This window comes from Aquimarina sp. U1-2 (assembly GCF_017897595.1).
Taxonomy (GTDB): Bacteria; Bacteroidota; Bacteroidia; order Flavobacteriales; family Flavobacteriaceae; genus Aquimarina.
Window position 1 is genome coordinate 13,244 of record NZ_JAGKIK010000001.1, and the last position, 19,072, is coordinate 32,315.

General features: G+C 33.5%; 12 protein-coding genes. 7 read left to right on the plus strand and 5 right to left on the minus strand.

Annotated elements, in window-relative coordinates:
- Positions 1-39: 39 nt before the first annotated feature.
- The 7 genes from J8281_RS00060 (at position 40) to J8281_RS00090 (ending at position 8,806) form a co-directional block, all read left to right on the plus strand.
- Positions 40-1,224 (plus strand): aspartate aminotransferase family protein, encoded by a 1,185-nt coding sequence (locus tag J8281_RS00060; RefSeq protein ID WP_210195543.1) that lies wholly within the window; start codon positions 40-42, stop codon positions 1,222-1,224.
- A 384-nt stretch (positions 1,225-1,608) separates the two neighbouring features.
- Positions 1,609-3,003 carry a tetratricopeptide repeat protein gene (locus J8281_RS00065; protein WP_210195544.1) on the plus strand — a complete coding sequence of 465 codons (1,395 nt, stop codon included), beginning with the start codon at positions 1,609-1,611 and terminating at the stop codon, positions 3,001-3,003.
- Positions 3,004-3,101: 98 nt separating this feature from the next.
- Entirely contained in the window at positions 3,102-4,067 is a 966-nt protein-coding gene (locus J8281_RS00070; protein WP_210195545.1) for a DUF368 domain-containing protein, read from the plus strand.
- A 3-nt stretch (positions 4,068-4,070) separates the two neighbouring features.
- Entirely contained in the window at positions 4,071-5,099 is a 1,029-nt protein-coding gene (locus J8281_RS00075) for a DUF368 domain-containing protein (RefSeq protein ID WP_210195546.1), read from the plus strand.
- Entirely contained in the window at positions 5,096-5,827 is a 732-nt protein-coding gene (locus tag J8281_RS00080; protein ID WP_210195547.1) for a shikimate dehydrogenase, read from the plus strand. The genes J8281_RS00075 and J8281_RS00080 overlap by 4 nt, the downstream gene beginning before the upstream one ends.
- A gap of 141 nt (positions 5,828-5,968) precedes the next feature.
- On the plus strand, positions 5,969-8,170 hold the full coding sequence (locus J8281_RS00085; protein ID WP_210195548.1) for a DUF349 domain-containing protein: 2,202 nt from the start codon (positions 5,969-5,971) through the stop codon (positions 8,168-8,170).
- Positions 8,171-8,806 carry a class I SAM-dependent methyltransferase gene (locus J8281_RS00090; RefSeq protein WP_210195549.1) on the plus strand — a complete coding sequence of 212 codons (636 nt, stop codon included), beginning with the start codon at positions 8,171-8,173 and terminating at the stop codon, positions 8,804-8,806.
- 230 nt (positions 8,807-9,036) lie between these two features.
- On the opposite strand, the gene J8281_RS00095 is transcribed toward J8281_RS00090, so the two are convergent.
- From J8281_RS00095 to mazG, 5 genes are all read right to left on the minus strand, one after another.
- Positions 9,037-10,638 carry a RagB/SusD family nutrient uptake outer membrane protein gene (locus J8281_RS00095; RefSeq protein WP_210195550.1) on the minus strand — a complete coding sequence of 534 codons (1,602 nt, stop codon included), beginning with the start codon at positions 10,636-10,638 and terminating at the stop codon, positions 9,037-9,039.
- 222 nt (positions 10,639-10,860) lie between these two features.
- Complete coding sequence (locus tag J8281_RS00100) at positions 10,861-13,968, minus strand: SusC/RagA family TonB-linked outer membrane protein (RefSeq protein WP_210195551.1); 3,108 nt, start codon at positions 13,966-13,968, stop codon at positions 10,861-10,863.
- A gap of 397 nt (positions 13,969-14,365) precedes the next feature.
- The gene (locus tag J8281_RS00105) at positions 14,366-15,724 is read right to left on the minus strand and encodes an AraC family transcriptional regulator (RefSeq protein WP_210195552.1); all 1,359 of its coding nucleotides are present in this window, start codon (positions 15,722-15,724) and stop codon (positions 14,366-14,368) included.
- Between the two features lie 666 nt (positions 15,725-16,390).
- Entirely contained in the window at positions 16,391-17,812 is a 1,422-nt protein-coding gene (locus tag J8281_RS19905) for a helix-turn-helix domain-containing protein (RefSeq protein ID WP_210195553.1), read from the minus strand.
- Between the two features lie 454 nt (positions 17,813-18,266).
- Positions 18,267-19,040, minus strand: coding sequence for a nucleoside triphosphate pyrophosphohydrolase (mazG, locus tag J8281_RS00115; protein WP_210195554.1), 774 nt, complete (start codon positions 19,038-19,040; stop codon positions 18,267-18,269).
- Positions 19,041-19,072: the final 32 nt, after the last annotated feature.

Consider the following 19,072-nt stretch of genomic DNA (forward strand, 5'->3'; position numbering starts at 1 on the left):
TAACCCAGCATCCTGGTTCGTAAGTTTTAAACAGAATACTTGAAACAAGATTTTTTAAAATATCAGGCTCAAACGACGCCGCATCCTTTAGCGATGGAGATTTCGCATGCAAAAGGCTCTTATATTTTTGATTCAAAAGGCAAAAAATATCTGGATTTTGTTGCCGGAGTTTCTGCGTGTAGTTTGGGGCATCGACATCCTCGAGTTGTAGATGCTATAAAAGAACAATTGGACACCTACCTGCATGTTATGGTATACGGTGAATATATTCAAAAACCAGCGGTGGCACTATCAAAGCTTCTTGCATCTCACCTTCCCTATCCATTAGAAAAAACATATTTAACAAATTCTGGTACAGAAGCTATTGAAGGCGCTTTAAAATTGGCTCGAAGAGCCACGGGAAGAAGTCAGATCATAGCGGCAAATTTCGCCTATCATGGTAATACTATGGGAGCCATGAGTGTAATGGGCTTTGAAGAACGTAAGCAAGCTTTTCGACCCTTAATTCCTGACGTAAATTATATTACATTTAATAACGAAAAGGATCTGGATTATATCACCAGAAAAACAGCCGCTGTTATTTTAGAAACTATACAAGGTGGGGCTGGTTTTATCGTGCCGAAAGATGAGTATTTAAAAAAAGTAAAAGATCGGTGTAGCGACATGGGGGCTTTGCTTATTTTAGATGAAATTCAGCCGGGTTTTGGCAGAACAGGTACACTATTTGGTTTTCAAAATTATGGTGTGGTGCCCGATATTGTAGTTATGGGTAAAGGTATGGGAGGCGGTATGCCAATAGGTGCATTTACGACCTCTGCAACCTTAATGAACCAACTTCAGGATCACCCTAAATTAGGGCATATTACTACATTTGGAGGTCATCCTGTAATTGCCTCTGCCGCATTGGCAACGTTACAAGAACTTACAGAGAGTGACGTTATGGCAGAAATCCGAAAAAAAGAAAAATTATTCAAATCACTATTGAAGCACCCTTTGATTGAAGAAATTAGAGGAATAGGTTTAATGTTGGCTATACTTACAAAAAATGCAGAAATCACAAATCAAATCGTATTGAAATGTCAAAATGAAGGGCTTATACTATTTTGGCTGTTATTCGAACCCAAAGCCGTGCGTATCACACCTCCGCTTACGATTTCTGAAGAAGAAATAAGAGAAGGATGTGATATTATACTTCGTATTCTCGATAAGATTCACCGTCAATAATACTATAGCTAGCTAGACGTTCTGATAAAAAATTGTATATTTATAAATATAACTTTCTTTTCACGAAAAATTATTCTTTGAAGTGCGTGCTCAAAAAACACAAACTATTATTCAAAACCTATATAATGGTACATATTTTGTTAATTAGTTTGTTAAAAACAATTGATTTCTAAAGTTTAAATGATCGATTTCATTTGTAATTTTAATACTGAGGAAATCAATAATGCAAAAATAAATGACGTATTGGAGTGCGTATAGCCAAATTCAAATAGTATTGATAGTTATGATTTTATATGGATTTGCTATATATTTCTTTTTCGTTGGGGAAAACAGAAATAGTAATATAATACGTTTTGATTTATGGAGCATCTTTAATCAACGTGTATGAAATTTAACCACGAAGAAGAAAATAATTTCTCAATTACTCGATATGAGTCTATGCTGAGATCTAATGATGTGAAATTTTTTGATTCAGATGAATTTGAATCTATCATTCATCATTATTTGGAAAATGGAAAAATTGCAAAAGCCAAAAAAGCAATTTCTTTGGGTTTGTCACAACATCCTTCCTCAGTAAATCTTAAACTACTACAGGTAGAAGTTCTCGTTTTTGAAGATCGTCTTGAGCAGGCTGACACACTCTTAGCCCAGCTACATGCTATCGAACCCGAAAATGAAGAAATATACATTCAAAAAGCTAATATTCTCTCAAAACGCAATGAACATTTTAAAGCTATAAAGCTTTTAAATAAAGCTTTACTATATACCAATGACGAGGCAGACGTATACTCTTTAATAGGCATGGAATATCTATTTATAGATGATTTCGAAAATGCAAAAATTAACTTTATGCGTTGTCTTGAAGCAGATGATCAAGATTATTCTGCACTTTACAATATTATATATTGTTTTGATTTTCTGGATCAACATGAAGAAGCAATAGGTTATCTAAATATGTTTTTAAACAAAAATCCATATTGCGAAGTAGCCTGGCATCAGGTAGGAAAACAATATTTTGATTTAAAAGAATATAAAAAAGCGCTGGCAGCTTTTGATTTTGCTATTATTAGTGACGAATATTTCATAGGGGCATATCTGGAAAAAGGAAAAGTACTCGAAAAATTAAAACGATATAACGAAGCTATAGAGAACTACAGAATTACTCTGGAATTGGATGATCCCACTTCTTTTGCCTTATTAAGAATTGGAAAATGCTTTGAAAAAATAGGTAATGATGATCTGGCGATTCAGCACTATTCCAAAACTGTGCATGAGGATCCGTTATTAGATAAAGGCTGGATAGCAATTACCGATTATTATATGCGCAAGCGCAATTATCAAAAAGCACTCTACTATATAAACAAAGCAATCAATATAGACGGAGAAAACGTACTATACTGGAAACGCTACGCCAAAATTAACAATAAACTTGCTTTTTTTGAAGAAGCCGAAAGAGGGTATAGAAAAGCTTTAGAATTGGGGAATTATGAATTAGAAACATGGTTAAACCGTTCTGACATTCTAAGATTTTTAGGAGAGTCTAATGCCGCAGTACAAAATTTATATCAAGCCATAGAATTTTATCCAGATAATGCCGAGGTACAATATCGTTTGGCTGGATTACATTATGAACGACAAGATCACGATAAGGGAGAATATCATATACGAAAAGCTTTAGAATTAGACTATGAATATCATATAGTTCTAGAAGAATTGTTCGAAAAAGTATTTCACTTAACCTTGGTGAAAAATATTATTTCTGAATACAAAGTAAACTAAAGGGCGTATTTTGTAGTCAATTAAAAAAAGTTTCAACGAGTTCAGTATAAAAATGCATACATTTGTTTTGGTGAATATAAGCATTAAAACAATTGCACATGCGAAGAAGTCTTAAAGACCATCTAGGGATAACTTTAAGAGGTTTAGCCATGGGTGCTGCTGATGTGGTTCCGGGCGTTTCAGGAGGGACTATAGCATTTATCTCTGGTATTTATGAAGAGTTAATAGCAACCATCAATACGTTAGATTTAACTTTTTTTTCAATATGGAAAAGAGACGGATTTCTAAGTGCATGGCGTCATTTTAACCTGTCTTTCCTATCTTTTTTGTTTTTAGGTATCGTTATTAGTATTTTATCTCTTGCTAAAGGAATTAAATGGCTTCTACATCACGAACCACTACTACTTTGGGCTTTCTTTTTTGGGTTGGTACTCGCAAGTATTCTTTACATTGCCAAACAAATCACAACTTGGAGCGCAAAAGTATTCATCGCCATCATCGGTGCAGCGATCTTATCGTATTTAATTACTATTGCAGAGCCTCTAGCATCACCAGATAATAATTGGTATTTACTTTTTTGTGGTTTTATCGCAATTATTGCTATGATCTTACCAGGAGTTTCGGGAGCGTTTATTTTATTAATATTAGGGGCGTATCAAACTTTTATCGATATTTTAAATCAGTTAAGAGAAGGGCTTACAAATGTAAACACAGAGCTTTTATCTCAAGCCATGATCAAATTAGTTATGATTGCCATAGGAGCTATTACCGGCTTGAAAGTATTCTCAAAAGTTTTAAACTGGATGTTCAAAAATCATAAGAATACAACGCTAGCAATTCTTACCGGATTTATGATAGGGTCACTAAATAAATTATGGCCTTGGAAACAAATAATATCATGGAGAACAAATTCTGAAGGTATAGAAGTCCCGTTTCTAGAAAAAAGTATTTCTCCAACCCAATATGAGGGTGATCCCATGATAGTATGGGTGTTTATTTTTACGGCAGTAGGCTTTCTGTTAATTTTTATCTTAGAACGTCTTGCTTCAAAAAAAAAAAGTTAATATATGTTGCAACAAAATACCAGGACTTTTACTGATAAACTTTTTTTGGTGATTAAAGGGCTCGCTATGGGTGCCGCCAATAAAGTTCCCGGTGTATCAGGAGGTGTTGTTGCATTTGTGGCAGGTTTCTATGAAGAATTTATTTATTCGCTTCAAAAAATAAACTTTAAAGCCTTTAAACTTTTAATTAACTTTAGGTTGAAGAGCTTTTGGCGCTACATCAACGGTAGATTTCTAGGTCTTCTACTGTTAGGAATGCTAATTAGCTATTTTAGTATTTCCAAAATTCTGGATTACCTTATTATACATTACGAATTATATGTTTGGGCTTGCTTTTTTGGCATGATTGTAGGTTCGATCTACTATATCACAAAGGATTTTGACGAATGGAACAAAAGAAATATCGCACTTATTCTCATTAGCATTTTAGTGGGAGTAAGTATCAGTTTACTCGATCCTGCGAAAGAAAATGATAATCTGTGGTTTGTTTTTATTTGTGGAATAATAGGGGTGTCGGGTATGACGTTACCCGGATTATCCGGATCCTTTATTTTAATATTATTGGGTAATTACGTGCTCCTTTTGGTAGATGCTGTAAATGCATTATACGACACCATTACAGATTTAATTCGTTGGGACTTCACATTTTTACAAGATTCACAGCGACTGCGGTTACTAGAAGTATTAATCGTATTTAGCATGGGGTCTTTAACAGGTCTGGTAACGTTGTCTCATTTTTTAGGATATGTATTAAAAAGATATAAAACAGCGACTTTTGCCTCAATCATTGGTTTTATCACGGGATCACTCGGCGTCGTATGGCCATGGAAACATAAAATATATAAAGTTGATACTTCAAATAACCCTATGATTGATGCACTGGGAGATCCGATTTTGGACAATTATGATCGATATGTACCAGATATGACTGTGCTAGAAACCTATATAGGGATATTCTTTATTCTAATAGGCATAGCCATTGTTTTGTGGCTAGAATGGTATGGTAAACAAACACTCAAATCTTCAAAATGAAAAAAATTTATGGCTTATTAGGTCGCAATATTAACTATTCATTTTCCAAAAGTTATTTTACTGAAAAGTTTACTACCGAAAAACTGAATTGCGAGTACCAAAATTTTGATATCAAACAAATAGAAGATGTAGTTATCATCTCAAAAGAACCTCATATTCGTGGACTGAATGTAACCATCCCGTATAAAGAAGAGATATTGCCCCATCTTGATGCCTTAGACCCTATTGCCAGACGAATAGGCGCAGTAAATGTTATCAAATTTGAAAACGATGGAAAACTGACCGGTTATAACAGTGACTACTACGGCTTTACCAATTCATTACAACCCTTTTTGAACTCGACTATGAATAAAGCACTAATTTTGGGTACCGGTGGGGCTTCAAAAGCTATTCGTTATGCACTTGATGAACTTCAAATAACCTATACATTTGTATCGAGAAATCCTGATACTAATGAATTGAGCTATGCAGACTTAGATAAAGACACAATAGAATCTCATCAATTAATTATCAATTGTACACCCTTGGGAACTCACCCTAATATAGCATCTTGTCCTGATATTCCTTTTGAATACGTGTCTCATCAACATCTTCTTTACGACCTTATCTATAATCCTACTCAAACTACCTTTATGAAAAAAGGAGAAAAACAGGGAGCCAAAACCTGTAACGGATTACAAATGTTAATTTTACAAGCCGAAAAAGCATGGGAAATTTGGAACAGCTAGTATTTACGGTAGTTTCGTCATAAAATTCTTACATATACACGTTCAAAGCAATCTTAAAACATCCTAATATCTTTGAGGTTTTCTAATATGTTAGTATCTTAGTATAACATAAAGCTTAGATGAACAAAAATCACTCACACAATGTCCACACGTGATAACCTGCCTGATGCAGATGGAAATAAAGAAAATAAGATAGAAACTCTTGAAACCAACAACAAGGATGCTATTTTAGAGGATCAAGACTCAAAAAAAACGGAATCCGAAGAAGAAACAACTACTACTGCTTCTGAAGAGGAAAAGGCTATACCTCAAAAAGAAAACAACGAAAACGTCATAAACACTTCTGAAATTAATGAAGACGATCTAGCTGCTGCAATTGTTGAAGAATCTAAAGAAAAGATGAGTAAAACGAAAGCAACTGCTCCAAACAATAGCACAAACTCTGGTGATGATCTAGAAGATGCCATTTTAGAAGAATCGCAACAAAATACTGAGTTTTCTAACGAACATACTGCCGACACAAAATTAGAGAAGCCCACTACCAAAGATCAAATTCAAGATCAAATGAACGAAGCGGTAGCTAACGACAGTGAAGATGAAAGTGCATTAGAGCGGCATGATATCGATAAAAAAGACTACCACTCGATGAGTAAAGAAGAGTTGGTAAAAGAATTGCGAAGCCTGGTCAAAAATGAAAAAGTTCAGGCAATAAAAGAGCATGTTGAAGATATTCGAAGTGAATTTAATGAGAAGTTTAATGAAGAAGTAGAGCAAAAAAAGGAAGAGTTTCTGGCAGATGGCGGTGATATCATTGATTTTTACTACTCTACTCCGATAAAAAAAGAATTCAATTCTGTTTATTTCGATTACAAAGAAAAGCGTAATGCATACTACCAAAATTTAAAGAAAGACCTTCAGGAAAACTTAAAGCGAAGGTTAGCACTTATTGAAGAACTCAAAAGCTTGCTTAATATTGACGAGAGTATTAATAGCACATACAACCACTTCAAAAGCATACAAGAAAGATGGCGTAATGCGGGACCTATACCAAGAGATAAATACAACACTGTCTGGAATACCTATCACCATCATACCGAAAATTTTTACGACTTTTTACATTTAAATAGAGAATTTAGAGATCTTGACTTTAAGCATAATCTGGATCAAAAACTAAAAATTATAGAACGTGCTACAGAACTAGCTCAAGAAACTGATGTTAATCGTGCATTTAGAGAATTGCAGTTGTTGCATAAAATGTGGAAAGAAGATTTAGGACCTGTAGGCAAAGAGTACAGAGAACCTATTTGGGAGAAATTTAGTGCGTTAACCAAACAAATTCATGAAAATCGTCAACAACACTTCAAAGAGTTAGATAAAGTTTATGAAGTAAATCTCGAGGTTAAAAAAGAGATCATTACCAAAATTATTGAGATAGCGTCTAGCCCAGCTAATAATCATAACGGCTGGCAGCAAAAAATTAAAGAAGTAGAAGCCTTACGAGAAGAATTTTTTAAAGCAGGGAAAGTACCTTCGAATGTAAATGAACAAACCTGGAGCGAATTTAAAACTGCAGTAAGAGACTTTAATCGCAATAAAAATGCTTTTTATAAAGGATTGAAAAAAGAACAATTCGATAATCTAAATAAGAAAATAGAACTCATCAAAATTGCCGAAGACAATAAGGATAGTGACGATTTTACAGTCACCACCCCGCTGATGAAAAAAATACAGGCAGATTGGAAAAAGATAGGTCATGTCCCTCGAAAAGATAGTGATCGGATTTGGAAAAAATTTAAGGATGCATGCAATGCCTACTTTGATCGACTACATGCCGAACGAAATGAAGCAAATAAAGAAGAAATTGCCTCACTTGAAAAAAAACAAGCGCACATAGAAGCATTGAAAGAATTTCAACTTTCGGGTAACCCTGAAGAAGATCTTAAGACGATCAAAGAAAATATTGCTACATGGAAAACGTTAGGTAGAGTACCCTATAAAAAGAAAAATATCGAATCTACCTATAATGCTATTCTAGACGATCTTTTTAAACAACTTAATTTAAGCCGTAAAGAAACCGAATTAATCAAATACGATAATAAGTTAAATACATTATCAAATCGAACAGATGATAGCGATCGAGCTTTAAAAAGTGAGCAAAATTTTATTAGAAAGAAAATAGACGAGGTTAATGGAGAAATTCGTCAATTAGAAAATAATCTTCAATTCTTTAAAAATGCTAAAGACGACAACCCGTTAGTACGAGAAGTACAAAAAAATATACAAAAACATAAAGAAACTCTAGAAGTCTGGAAAGCTAAATTGGCTAAGATTAAACAGCTGTAAATGGAGCGTGTTGTATGTACGCTATGTAACACATTAACAGGCGTATATATCGTTACTAAAAAACGAACATTTTTTCTCTGTCCAGAATGTAAAGGTATTATAGCAGATCCTACACATTTTCTAACACCAAAAGAAGAAAAAGAGCGGTATCTTTTACATCAAAATGACGTGAATGATCCTGGCTATCAAAATTTTGTCTCACCTATTATTAAAGAAATTCGAAAAGATTTCAATACCAACCATGCAGGTTTGGATTTTGGATCGGGTAGCGGTCCTGTAGTTACTTCATTGCTTACAAAACAGGGGTATACAATTACTGCTTATGATCCCTTTTTTGACCCTAATGCTCCGGTTTTATTGCGAAAATATGACTATATCGTTTGCTGTGAGGTAATGGAACACTTCTACAATCCTAATAAAGAATTTTCTACATTAGCGTCTTTATTGGTGACAGGTGGAAAACTCTATTGTAAAACAGTACTGTATCAAAACTATATAGATTTCAGTTCCTGGTGGTATAAAAATGATCCTACTCATGTATTTTTCTACAATCGAGATACGTTGATTTGGATAAAAAATGAATTTCAATTTACTGCACTAGAAATAAGAGAGGATTTGATTATTTTTAATAAATGATATTGTTGTATGAAGTGGTTTCATATTAATTCACGTATTACACATGTACCACTTAAAAACGCAGAAGCTGAAGCCCCATTGAAATTACTTAAAGTCTGAATTTTAATATGAAATTATATGACTTTAATTTCTATAACCATATAGACAATTCATAAAATTAAAAACTCTACCCCGAAGTATAGCCCCAGGGTAGAGTGAATTGACGTATTAATAGTTTGATAAAAAATTATCTATTTCTGTCCCGTATTATCTGCACTTGCGTTTGCACTACTTACACGAGCTCCAAAAGCGGTTTCTTGATCAGGCACATCCCAATAGTCCAGATAATTATAATTAAATGTTGCATCTGTATTTACATTGCCCAAATCGTCTAAGACCACAGCACCCGTTCTACCACCACCTTGATTTACAGGAGTTATTACACCCCATCTTCTAGCATCATAAAAACCTACTCCGCGTAATAACAAGCCTATTCTCCTTTCTCTGCGAAGTTCTTCAATAGCTTCTGCCTCAGTTAAACCGGTACCTGCTACTGCATCAAGGTTAGCATTTTGATGGTCTCGAATATTATCAATTATTTGCAGACCACTTTCTAATTGTCCGGTGCGTATAAGGGCTTCAGCTTTCATTAGCTCGTTTTCGTCATACGTGGTACCATAATAAATATTCGTTCTGTTATCTTCTACAGATGCATATTCTGCATCTATGAAGCCCCATCTTGTGCCATATTGTATGCCTCTACCCCTATCATTTACAAAGGCATTATCTAACTCTTGAACATTATCAATAAATCGTTGGTCCCCGGGTTTAAAATCTTGTACCAAACGTTCACTCAAAAAATGCCAACCGATAAGAAGTCGTATAGGAACGTTTGTATTTATATTAAAGTTTACACCATCTTGTTTTACTACAAAAATGAAATCACCCGCTAACATTCCGCTATTAGTTAATGTCTGAATTTCATCCCAATCACTCATCATCATTTCATCAACCTTTTTATTCACCAATAAATTTCTAGCTTTTAGCGTATTAATATTACGTATCCACATATCTTTGGTGAGTAAGGTCGAAGGCGAATTTCCTCTAAAAGAAGTTGGATCAAATGCCTCGGGAATAATAGTAGACATAAAACCAGATATTTCTCCATCAATAGCGTTAATTTGTTCTATAGCCGCATCAAAATTTACAGCAGCTTCTTCGATCATTCTCTCTCGAGAAACATAATCGGTATTTGTCTCATCTGGCACAGAAACAATAAGTCCAGAGGTATACATAGAACCTATTCTCGAATACGCATAACCTTTCCAAAAATAGGCCCAAGCCTTTAAAGATTTTCTTTTTAAGTCCTCATCTATTGTTATCTCAACCTGATCGGCCAGATTAAGAATATGGTTTGCCAAATTATTCGTTTTATACATCGTCATCCATTCATGAGCGAACGCATTACCCTCTATTTGTGTTCTTACGTTTCTTACTCGTAAAGCTTGAGGTTGTGGACCTTCTTGAGGGGGTGTTACTACAGTACCATCATCAAGAGTTATTGATGTAGGTTGATTGGCCCAGCGAAAGCCAAAATTTCCGGCCGAAATATAAATCGCGTCAGCCATACTTTCATGAAAGGCTTGTACACGCCATGTAAAATCGTAGTCAATAAAAGGATCATCATCACTATCAACACCGCTAAGATATACCCCTGATGCTAAGGCGGTAAGACCTGCCTCGGTATTAAGCGCGTCAAATGTAGGGTCATTAGAATTGATTACTTCTAATTGATCTCGATTACAACTCGAGATGATTAAAGTAAGTATACTACATAAAATTAATTGTTTCATATGTTTAAATGTTTTTAATTGTTTGAAAACGAAATAATTAAAAAATTGAGAACGTATGTAATCGCTACGCTCTCACATTAAAAATTTTAAACATTCTCTTTAGTGAAGAAATTTTTAAAATTTATTACTATCCGTTTCATCTAATTATTATTTTATAATTCTTAAATAGGTTACCATTGTTAATCATAAGTAATGAAAAACGGCAGCTATCTTTTTACTAGACTAGAATCCTACATTAACTCCAAACGAAAATGATCTAAAATTTGGAAAAGCAAATTGATCAAGTCCTCGCTCTACAGGATTATTAAAGTTTGAGGCTGCTTCGGGGTCAAGTCCTTTATAGTCTGTCCAGGTAAGTAAATTATCTCCTGAAAAAGTTAACCTAAAACTTGATACTTCTTTGAGAAGGTGACCAAAATCATACGATAAACGAACATTTCGCAATCGTAAGAAAGAACCATCCTCTACAAACTCAGAATTTGGAGTATTAGTAGCATATAAATTCGCATAATATGCTGCCCAGGCTCCTGTTTCACCATTAATAGTAATGGGTACTGAAACATCTTCATGCAATAAGTCTCGATATAACCATTGCCGTGTTTGATTGTATATATCATTACCTTGAATCCAGTCTAGCTGAAAAGAAAAGTCCAGATGTTCCATGATTTGAAATTCTTGTATAAAAGACAATGTAAAATCTGGTGTCGGATCTCCTATTAATTCTTGCTCATCGGTAAGAGCCACTTGCCTGCTATTGATATTAACTACATACCCATTAGGCCCTATCTCAAAATTATTTAAGTCACTATCTGCAATGTAGCGTGTACCATCACTTCTCGTTTGTGTGAGACTTGATAAAGGTCTAAAGCCAAAAAAGGCACCTACGGGGGCTCCTTCGCGAAGAATATGATTATTCCCTAAAGGAATATCAAGATCGTTGGCTATATCGGAAATATCACTTTGAAAGGTTCCGAAATTGAAAGTTGAATTCCATTTAAAATTTCGCTTATTAACAACTGAAACACTTAGCCCTGCCTGAAATCCTTCGGTATCAATAGTAATAGCATTGGTTAAAATACTAGCGGCTCCTTGAGAAGGTGCTACATCTAATTCTCGAATAATATCCTCTGAATCTCGAGTGTAATACGTTGCGTTTAACTCTATTCGATTAAACCAATCTTCTTTTCCGGGTGTTAATACAAGATCCCCTCCATATTCTAATTCTTTAGATACTTGTACATTAAGATTAGGGTTTTGTAATACACTAGGTATCGAAAGTGCTCTCGTGTTCACGATCTGACCAGCATCAAGAACTGGTATTCTATCAAACGGACCCGGTTGTATACCCGCTTCTCCATATGCCGCACGTAGTTTAAATTGATTAAGCACATCACTTTCAAAAAACTCATCTACTCTTAAGTATACATCTCCTCGCGGAAAAACGAAGGCATCTGATCCTTCTCCAAACGCTGAAGACCAATCTACTCTTACACCACCTGAAATCCCAAAATAATTACCAAAATCAAATTTCTGATTAATAAGATATCCAAAAGTTCTAAATGAACTTTCGAATGCAGTTGAAACTTGTTGTCCCGTTTGATTCATGTTTATATCGGTAGTAAATGTTGGTAAATCTGTTCCTATTACTGTTAGTCTATCAAAATCCTCTCTTCGCCAATCATATGATATTTGAGTTGAAGAAGCAATAGGAATATTCCATCCAAAATCATCTTCTGTGTTAAATCTTATAAATGCAGATAATAGAGAGTTCTGTGTTGTTCCGGTTTCTGGTCTTTCTGTAAGTGATCCCGTAGTAGGCTGTATTACACTTGTTAAGAACAAGGATTGATTGGTAATAAATTGCCTAAACTTATTTTCGTAATGATCTATCCCGTATTTAAAATCTAATTCTAAAAAACTAAATGGTTTGTAGTTGATATTAATATTTTGAATAATTCTTGACAAATCTGAATTGAAAAACCGGTTATCAAAACTATAGAAAGGATTAACTTCGTTACCTCCAGTAGGATTCCCTACAAAATTACCTATTGCATCTCTAGCTGTGTTGTCTATATATTGAGGAACATTAAGAGCATTAGACAATGCGCTACCCACGTTATTTGCTCCAGTGATACCTCCAGTAGTATTATCGCTTCCTATCAAGGTAGTATTAGAAGAAAATGTAAGCTTATCTGAAATTTCTACATTGACATTCGATTTGAAATTTGTTCTTTTAAGACGACCAAAAATAACCGATTCTTGATTTAAATGAGATGCAGAAGAAAAAAAACGTACTTTCTCACTACCACCAGAGACCGATAATCCAGTTTCTAATGTTGTTGCTGTTCTAAACACTTGATCCAACTGATCAAATGTTTCTTCTCTAAAAGGTTTATTTACCTGTACATCTGGTGTAATACTTCCAAGCGGTGTTGGCCACACACCTGTAGTGGGATTTGGTGTTAGTCTAGAACCTCCGCGACCTGCTAAGAAACCATCATCAGTGGTCTCAAAATAGTGAAAGTTAGTTTTTCCAAAATTTCCTTCTAGCGCAGAACTGAAACCAACTCTAGAACGAAAATTCACCTTAAGAACACCTGCTTTTCCTTTTTTGGTAAAAATTTGAATTACTCCGTTTGCACCCTGAGCACCATAAATAGTTCCGGCAGCAGCGCCTTGTATGACTTCAATTCTTTCCACATCATTTAAATCCAAATCAGCCAATCTACTAGATTGATTCGTATCAGAACCATTATCCAAATTATCGGTATTGATTTGAACCCCATCAACCATAATCATGGGTTGTGAACTCGATAACGAATTGATCCCTCGCAACAAAATGTTTTGTTGCTGTCCTGGTTGACCAGATGTAGACTGAATACGGGCACCAGGGACTTTTCCTATCAATGCCTGAGAGATATCAGCTGCCGGAGCCGGAGTTAGATCATTGGCGGATACGGTTTCTACAGCAATAGCTACTTTTCTTTTGGATGTTGCTACACCTACTCCTGTGACTACTACTTCTTCCAAGGCCTGCGTATCTTCTTTTAGCTTTACATTCACCTTCGATCGTTCTCCTACTTGGATGACTCTCGTCTCGAATCCAATATAACTAAAGGTTACATTCTCTCCTGGTGTGGCTTCAACACTATAAAAACCATCAAAATCGGTTTGTGTACCTCTATTACTATTGTTCACCACTACATTAACTCCTGGCAGCGGTATACCCTGATTATCGGTAACTGTTCCAGAAATGGTTTTCTGTTGAGCGAAAATCACATTCGAGACGAAACAAATACATATTAGCAAATGGTAATGTCTTACTTTCATAAATATTAATTATAAGTTGTACATGATATGATTGAGTAATCAAAAAAGGAAGGTGAGTATATTCTAGAATGGCTAACTCAAATATTCACAAAGAAATATGAAATAAAATTTCGTGTGAAGAAATATAGCTTCACCATTCCTTAGATGATTACTTGAGTAAAGGAATAGTATCTAGGTAATATAGAGGTTAACTTTTATCAAGATTTACTTTTCCCGAAGAATTGTTATTATTAAGATTATATAAAATGTTTTGTAAAGAGCAACATCCAGGATGTCTATTGGAGGTGTAACATTATGATGATCATAACAACAAGATTTTCTTTATGCTTAACCTATTCGTGTACCTATATAGTGGTTTTGCTATATTATTATGTGGAGTTAAAGTAGCGGTAAAAATCTATTCTAAGTTTGATTTTACATACTTTGTAGGAGTAACTTTTGTATGTTTCTTAAATGACCGATAAAAGGTTACTTTATTATTAAAACCAACTTCGTAGACAATATCAATAATGGTAGAATGATTTTGATGAACTCGTTTTCGCAATAGTTTTTTTGCTTCTTGTATTCTGTAAAGATTTATCAAATCAAAAAAATTAAGATCAAAATGTTCATTAATAACTTGAGAGGTATTATGTCTTGTGGTATCCAACAATTCTGATAGTTTTTGAAGTGTTAAATCGTTCTGCCTATAGATTTTTTCATGATTTAGTAAATACAGCAACCGTTCTTTCAACTCGAGTGACAAACCCGCAGTAAGTCCTGAGTTTTGATAACGATGAGTTACTTTTGATTGTGTATATACTGGAAGTAATAAAGAAGCTTTATTTATGTTAAATCGATTAATCCTTACTTGATCGAGAATAGAAGGGTGAACAAAAGCAATATAACTTACATATAAAACAAATAACGTTACGGCAGTGGTTTTAATATACTGTATGCTCGTACTGTTTAGGGCAAATAAAACGAGGATCGTTAACATTAAAGATAGCGCAGCATAGCATAAATAAAATACAACTAAACTTGTAATCCACCTATTTTGCTTACTTCCTTTGATGCCGTAAAGTCTACTTATATTCACCCTGTACACTCTAATAATTAGAAACCCGTAAAAAGACAATACTAATAGTCTTGCAACCGAGATGAATTCAAAATAAGGTAAACTATTATTTTGCATCATGTTTAATTTTTTCTCTTCCGGAAGTACATACGTTGGCAGCAACAATAATAGAATCAATACTACAGGTAAAAAATGAATAAGATCTTGTTTTACAAATCTATATTGCGATGTAATTCTCTTGAAATAGAAATATAAAAGAGGCCCATACAAAAAAGTGAAGGCGGTAGAAAAATATAATGTATGAGGTAAGGAATATTGAAGATTTGTAATTATTAAATAGTCATGAAGTATTAACAGAGAAAAAGATAGTACCAAAACCCCTATTAATCGATTAGTCGTTTTTTCTGTATTTATTCTAAAAGTAAGTATTATCCCTATAAAGCAACCCATAAAACCAATACATAAGCAGAGTGTTGTCCAAATATTTATTTTCTTTACATATTCCTTTAATAAAAGAGGATTAACTAATGCCATATGGCTATAGCTCAGTTTTTCAAAAGTACAAGTAGTACTATTTGCACCAATTTGAGGTGTATTCGAACTTTTCTCATTCACTACTATATTATCTTCGTTTTGTTGATATTGCTCTGTAAGCGAAACGAAGCTATTTGGTATATTTTCAGCAAAATCATTACTCAACCAACATTGAAAATAAGGTAAAAATATAAGACAAAGCAATATGTTGAATATTATAGGTGACCTTCCTAAAGAAAAGCTAAGCAAACTTGAATAGTAAAAAATCTTTAAATTCCAAAAATGCCTTATAATATTTGATTCCTGGGTATCTAATGAATGGGTCTGAAAAAAAGTAAATAACACGACTAAATATAATGGTTGATGCCATTAAATGTAAATAGGTTTTGAGTAGGAAATATCGTAAAAGTTCCTCCCGATCAACGTTTACTTGTTTATTAAGAAAGTAGAGACTCTAACCGCCTATTCTTCATAAATTATAACTCTTTGTAATTCAAAAAATAGTATGAAATAATATTGGTAAAGCTTAGCAGTTTCAACGAAATTTATCAATACACGGGGTGATGATTTTTTAACTTATATATTGCTTTTTATTAACACAAATTCTTTGATCGTCTTTTCAATTTTTTAAGTTATTTAAGCTTTGTGACCATTATTTTTCGTTTAATAGAACTTAAATCGGTTTCTAATTCGACAAACTCAATTAAATTTTGCAACGCTTTATTACTTATGTAATTTTTAAAAATCATTAAAGTAATAACAATACACCTAACCCGTTGCGTATTTTAAAGAGAATCATTAATTCGAGTTCGTGAAAGTATTCTTTTTAAACTATATAGTCATTCGTTTAAGATATTCTGAAGGTGTTATCTGATTGTATTTTTTAAAAGACCTATTAAATGTTACCTTGTTGTTGAAGCCAACCTCGTAAGCAACATCAATAATATTGAAGTTTTTGTGCTTTTCCTGTTTTAAAAGCTCTGTAGCTTCTTCAATTCTATATTTATTCATCAATTCGAAAAAATTAAGATCGAAGTGTTCATTAATTATTTGAGAGGTATTATGCCGTGTGGTATCTAATAAATCCGACAGTTTCTGAAGGGATATATCGTTTTGCTTATAAATTTTTTCTTCTTTAAGTAAGTATAACAACTTTGATTTAAGCTCTAGAGATAAACTTTGGGTTAAACCCGACTTTTCGTACTTGGCTTGCGTAATTTCAGGTTTTTCAATAAGCAATTGCAATCTACCAAATAGAGAAGGTTGCACAAATGCACTATAACTTACATATAAAACCATCATTGCTAACGAAGCAACTTGAATATTAAACAACAGTCCGCTACCTAAATGTAGCATATTTAAAATACTATATATCGCATAAGAAGCTATATAAATAGAGCAAAAGATAATGATATTTCGTTGCCAACTATATATAATCTTGGATATATACATGTTTTTTCGAATTGAATGAAAATACATTTTAATAATGAATACCCCGTAAATTAATAATGATGTCAATTTTGAAATTGAAATAAGGGTAAGATACGGTCTTTCATAATGTATAACCATTCTAAGCTTTTCTGAAGCGGGCTGAAGATAAACGGGTAATAATATTGATATCAGTAGTACTGTGGGAACCAAATGTAGTATATCGGCTAATTTGAACTTATATTCTTGTGTAACTCTTTTGACATAAAAGAAAATTAAAGGTCCGTACAAAAGTGAAAACGTAGTAAAAAGATAGAGTGTATGCGGTAAATAATATTCATAATTCATAAAGTATAACCCCATATGAACCATAAAACATGAATGCAGCAAAACAAATGCGCTCATTAAAAAATTGGCTAATCTATCGTAGCTCTTTCTAAGATTTAAAACAATTGATAAAAAAAAACCTACAAAAGCTACATAAAAACAAAATATAGCCCACCAATCAAACTTTTTAAGATATTTATCAACTAGAATCTGATAGGATTTCGAATCTTGTATCGTAGTAAAACGGCTATTATCTACAAACGTAACATCTAAGCTAGCCCCGATATACTTTTCAATATAGATACAAGCTTGTTCGGCTTTGTTGACATCAGCATAATAATACGCTAACTTTTTGTATAACGCTATGGAGTCAAGAGAATTTTCTTGTAACACAACTGAATCCTTACTAATATCAGATTCATGCTGCTCATAAAATGATATCGCATATCCAAATTGATCCTTGCTTTTTAAACCAACTTCGAAAGATAAAGAATACACTTTTAAAGAAAGTATTGAAAGAAGAACAACAAATATGCTTGATATAGAATTCTTTTTTAGAGTTAGCCGCATAATTATTAGACAAAATAATTATACTTCCTAAGGTACAACATGTTTTGACTCAAATCCTAACGCAAAAGGACAAACCGATCATATTTTACCTAAAAACTTAATAAAATCAAGGGTTTTAGAGTAAAAAATAAAATAACACTTTACGTAAAAACCACAAATAAACAGAAGAAAAGATGCATTTTAAATACTGTAATCCTGTTATAATTGACTATATAATACATATGGTATAATCAATTATAAGAAATTATAGTGTTCACATACTACCTGAAAGAACCTGGGGGAGCTGTTAGTTAAAAATTCACATCTATTCTGAAGCAAGCCTTCTTCAGTATTCTGATTTCAATTATCAAGCAACTTCTAAATGTCGTTTAAAATATAAAAGCTATATTCTTTTTGCCTCTTCCCAAAAAATATTCATTTCTGCTAGTGTCATATCTTTAAGGCTCTTATTATTTTCTTTGGCTTTTGCTTCTAGATATTGAAAACGTTTCATAAATTTTTTATTGGTACGTTCTAAGGCATCTTCAGGGTTTACTTTGAGAAACCTGGCATAATTAATCATTGAAAATAGTACATCCCCAAATTCTAGTTCTATGTTTTTGGTATTATTTACGTCTATTTCATATTGCAACTCTGCCAATTCTTCTTGAAGTTTCTCGAATACCTGATGAGGTTCTTCCCAATCAAAACCTACCCCGGCAACCTTATCCTGTATTCTACTTGCTTTCACAAGTGCAGGCAATGATTTTGGTACTCCCTCGAGCACGCTTTTCTTTCCCTCTTTTAGTTTTAAATTTTCCCAATTTCGTTTGACATCATCTTCATTTGAGACGTTAACATCACCATAGATATGTGGATGCCTATGTATTAATTTATCACAAATTTCATTAGCTACATCAGCTATATCAAAAGCATTGGTTTCACTCCCTATCTTCGAATAAAAAACAATATGAAGTAATAGATCTCCTAGCTCCTTCTTTATTTCGTCAAGATTATTATCAAGGATGGCGTCACCAAGTTCATACGTTTCTTCAATAGTTAAGTGCCTTAGCGATTGTAATGTTTGCTTTTTATCCCAGGGACATTGCTCGCGCAACTCGTTCATAATCGTCAATAACCTATCAAAAGCTGAAAGTTGATCTTTTCTTGAGTTCATAACTAATTAGATAGAAAACTTGATTTAACCTT

What these genes read in the sequence shown, in the direction of transcription:
- J8281_RS00085 (WP_210195548.1), top strand. Translation starts at nt 5,969, where the DNA reads ATGTCCACACGTGATAACCTGCCTGATGCAGATGGAAATAAAGAAAAT.
- J8281_RS00080 (WP_210195547.1), top strand. Translation starts at nt 5,096, where the DNA reads ATGAAAAAAATTTATGGCTTATTAGGTCGCAATATTAACTATTCATTT.
- J8281_RS00090 (WP_210195549.1), top strand. Translation starts at nt 8,171, where the DNA reads ATGGAGCGTGTTGTATGTACGCTATGTAACACATTAACAGGCGTATAT.
- J8281_RS00070 (WP_210195545.1), top strand. Translation starts at nt 3,102, where the DNA reads ATGCGAAGAAGTCTTAAAGACCATCTAGGGATAACTTTAAGAGGTTTA.
- J8281_RS00095 (WP_210195550.1), bottom strand. Translation starts at nt 10,638, where the DNA reads ATGAAACAATTAATTTTATGTAGTATACTTACTTTAATCATCTCGAGT.
- J8281_RS00075 (WP_210195546.1), top strand. Translation starts at nt 4,071, where the DNA reads ATGTTGCAACAAAATACCAGGACTTTTACTGATAAACTTTTTTTGGTG.
- J8281_RS00100 (WP_210195551.1), bottom strand. Translation starts at nt 13,968, where the DNA reads ATGAAAGTAAGACATTACCATTTGCTAATATGTATTTGTTTCGTCTCG.
- J8281_RS00065 (WP_210195544.1), top strand. Translation starts at nt 1,609, where the DNA reads ATGAAATTTAACCACGAAGAAGAAAATAATTTCTCAATTACTCGATAT.
- mazG (WP_210195554.1), bottom strand. Translation starts at nt 19,040, where the DNA reads ATGAACTCAAGAAAAGATCAACTTTCAGCTTTTGATAGGTTATTGACG.